The organism is Rhizobacter sp. P3_B12 (assembly GCF_056402895.1).
The window spans coordinates 1-3,100 of record NZ_JBFUGN010000754.1; the positions used below are offsets into that span (position 1 = coordinate 1).

A 3,100-nucleotide genomic window follows, 5' to 3' on the forward strand; every position below is an offset into this window, starting at 1 on the left:
GCGACAGTCAGTGCACGAAGCGTGCTGCGCACGCGGGCCACGAAACCAGCCAGCTCCGGCGCCCCACCCTGATTGGCGCTCCCCAGCCTCCCCACCCGCGCCTTTGTGCCACCGCACTGCTACTTTTTGGGTGACGAGCGAACAAGTGGGGTTTGATGCCCGGGTTGTCACCCGGGCCCGGTTCCGCGTCTTCGGTCAGTCGTTCCTCCATCTCGACACCCTCATGTGCTGCGTCTGGTGGCGCCGGTCAGCGGCATTCCTTGCCCGGGTAATAACCCGGGCTCAACCTTCACTTGTTCGCTTGTCACCTCCCAAAGGAGCAGGGTGGTGCCACAAAGGCATGTGGGGGGAGGCTGGGGAGCGCCAATAGGGACGGGGCGCCGGAGCTGGCGGGTTTCGTGGCCCGCGTGCGCAGCACGCTTCGTGMACTGACTGTCGCCCACTGTTTGACCACAACGAACGAAGTGAGTGGCGGGAGTTTGGGCGACGGGCCATGAAACCAGTCAGCGGAGGGRAGTCTTCGCCCCCCAGGGGGCGAAGACCGCCCCGGCCGGCGCACCACAGCCTCCCCGCACGCGCCTTCAAGCGCCAATACAGAACCAACGACAGTTAAAGTCCGCGCTTCCAACGACTCCGAACGAGAAGCCGTGTCCGCCTCCTCCGACTCCCTGAAGTCCATCTTCTTCGCGCTCGGCGCCAACTTCGCGATCGCCATCGCGAAGACCGTCGGCGCCGTGTTCACCGGTTCGTCGTCGATGCTGGCCGAGGCCATCCACTCGTACGCCGACTGCGCCAACCAGGGCCTGCTGATCTGGGGCCTGAAGGAAGCGAAGAAGGCACCCACCGCCGACCACCCGCTCGGCTACGGCAAGGCGATCTACTTCTGGAGCTTCATCGTCGCGCTGATGCTGTTCAGCATGGGCGGCCTGTTCTCGATCTACGAAGGCGTGCACAAGCTGCACGACACCGAGCCGGTGAAGTACGCCGGCGTCGCGATGGCCATCCTCGCGTTCGGCGTCGTCGCCGAGAGCGTCTCGCTGTGGGGCTGCCTGCGCGAGATCAACAAGGAGCGCGGCACGCAGACGCTGTGGCAATGGTTCCGCCGCTCGCGCCAGAGCGAGCTGATCGTCGTGCTCGGCGAAGACCTGGCAGCCCTCGGCGGCCTGGTCGCCGCGCTCGCCTTCATCGGCCTGGCCGTGCTCACCGGCAACCCGATGTGGGATGCCATCGGCTCGATCGTGATCGGCGTGCTGCTGGTGGTGGTCGCGATCCTGGTGGGCACCGAGGTCAAGTCGCTGCTGGTCGGCCAGAGCGCCGAGCCGACGGTGCTGGCCGCGATGCGCGAGCACATCGCTGCGCAGCCCGAGGTGGCGCAGATCTACAACCTGCTGACGCAGCAGCTCGGCAACGACGTGATGGTGGCCGTGAAGGCGCGCATGGCGCCGCAGCCGTCGGACGTGGCGCTGATCGAGGCGATCAACCGGGTGGAAGCCGGATTGCGCACCGCGTTTCCGTCGATCCGCTGGATCTTCTTCGAGCCAGATCTTCGCGACTGACCTTCGAGACTGAATCAGAACAACTCGCCCTGCCCGTTCGCCGGCGGCAGCCGCGGCTTGCGGAACAGCGTCAGGTCGAGTTCGGTTCGCACGCGGTTCATGCCGTGGCGCGCGCAGGCCTTGCGAAAGCGCTGCGAGATCAGTTCCGCCCACACGCCCTCGCCCTTCATGCGCTTGCTGAACGTGGCGTCGTAGTCCTTGCCGCCGCGCATGTCGCGGATGCGCGCCATCACGCGGGCCGCGCGCTCGGGGAAATGCTGGTCGAGCCACTGCTGGAACAGCGGGTTCACCTCCCAGGGCAGGCGCAGGATGATGCTGAAGGCCGAGCGCGCGCCGGCCTCGGCCGCCGCCTCGACGATGCGCTCGATCTCGGGCTCGTTGATGAACGGGATCACCGGCGAGATGCTCACGCCCACCGGCACGCCGGCCTCGGCCAGCGTCTTGATGGTGCGCAACCGGCGCTGCGGCGACGCGGCGCGCGGCTCGAGGATGCGAGACAGCTCGGCATCGAGCGAGGTCACCGACACGTACACCGCCGCCAGCCCGCGCGCTGCCATCGGCGCGATCAGGTCGAGATCGCGCTCGACGCCGGACGACTTGGTGACGATCGAGAACGCGTGGTCGCAGCCATGCAGCACCTCGAGGATCGATCGCGTGATGCCGAGCTTGCGCTCGACTGGCTGGTAGGCGTCGGTGGCCGAGCCGATGTTCAGCATCTGCGGCTCGTAGGCGCGGCTCGCGAGCGCCTCGCGCAGGCGTTCGGCGGCGTTGACCTTCGCGATGATGCGGGTCTCGAAATCGAGCCCCGGCGACATGTTGAGGTAGCTGTGCGTGGGCCGAGCGAAGCAGTAGATGCAGCCGTGCTCGCAGCCGCGGTACGGGTTGATCGACAGGTCGAAGTGCACGTCGGGCGAGTCGTTGCTCGCGAGGATGCTCTTGACCCGCTCCTCGATGATCTGCGTGGCCCGCGGCAGGTGCTCTTCGCTCGCCTGCTGCTCGAGCGTGCCCCAGCCGTCGTCGAAGTCTTCGCCGCCCCGCGCCGTGAAGCGGTGCTCGATGGCCCAGGCGGTGCCGCGGCCCTTGGTGGCACCGGGCGCGGGCATCGGCACGAGCGGCTGGATCGGCGGGCGGGACTGGATCGGGTTGAACTTCGGCGGCATACTGTAAATATATACAGTATTCTCCGCCGAAGCCAGCCGGATCAGATCGCGCCGACGCTCCCCGTCACCGGCAGCACGATGCCGGTGATGTAGCCCGAGCAGGCCGGCGACGCGAGGAACACGTAGGCCGGCGACAGTTCTTCCGGCTGCGCGGCACGCCGCATGTCGGTGCTCTTGCCGAATTCCGCGACCTTCTCGGCCGGCGAGTCGGCCGGGTTCAGCGGCGTCCAGACCGGCCCGGGCGCCACCGCATTGACGCGGATGCCGCGGTGCAGCACGTTGCTCGCGAGCGACTTGGTGAACGCGTGGATCGCGCCCTTGGTCGTGGAGTAGTCCAGCAGGTGCGCGCTGCCCTCGAGCCCGGTCACCGAGCCGGTGTTGATG

Annotated in this window: 3 protein-coding genes; 1 reads left to right on the top strand and 2 read right to left on the bottom strand. The window is 67.6% G+C overall.

From position 1 onward, the window contains the following. Positions 1–647: 647 nt before the first annotated feature. Complete coding sequence (locus AC1D01_RS27445; protein ID WP_477872026.1) at positions 648–1,556, top strand: cation diffusion facilitator family transporter; 909 nt, start codon at positions 648–650, stop codon at positions 1,554–1,556. 14 nt (positions 1,557–1,570) lie between these two features. Here the strand turns inward: AC1D01_RS27445 and AC1D01_RS27450 are convergent, their stop codons facing one another. Then, on the bottom strand, positions 1,571–2,659 hold the full coding sequence (locus AC1D01_RS27450; protein WP_477872030.1) for a PA0069 family radical SAM protein: 1,089 nt from the start codon (positions 2,657–2,659) through the stop codon (positions 1,571–1,573). A 98-nt stretch (positions 2,660–2,757) separates the two neighbouring features. Then, the coding region (locus AC1D01_RS27455) for an SDR family oxidoreductase (protein WP_477872028.1) at positions 2,758–3,100 on the bottom strand (343 nt) is incomplete at its 5' end.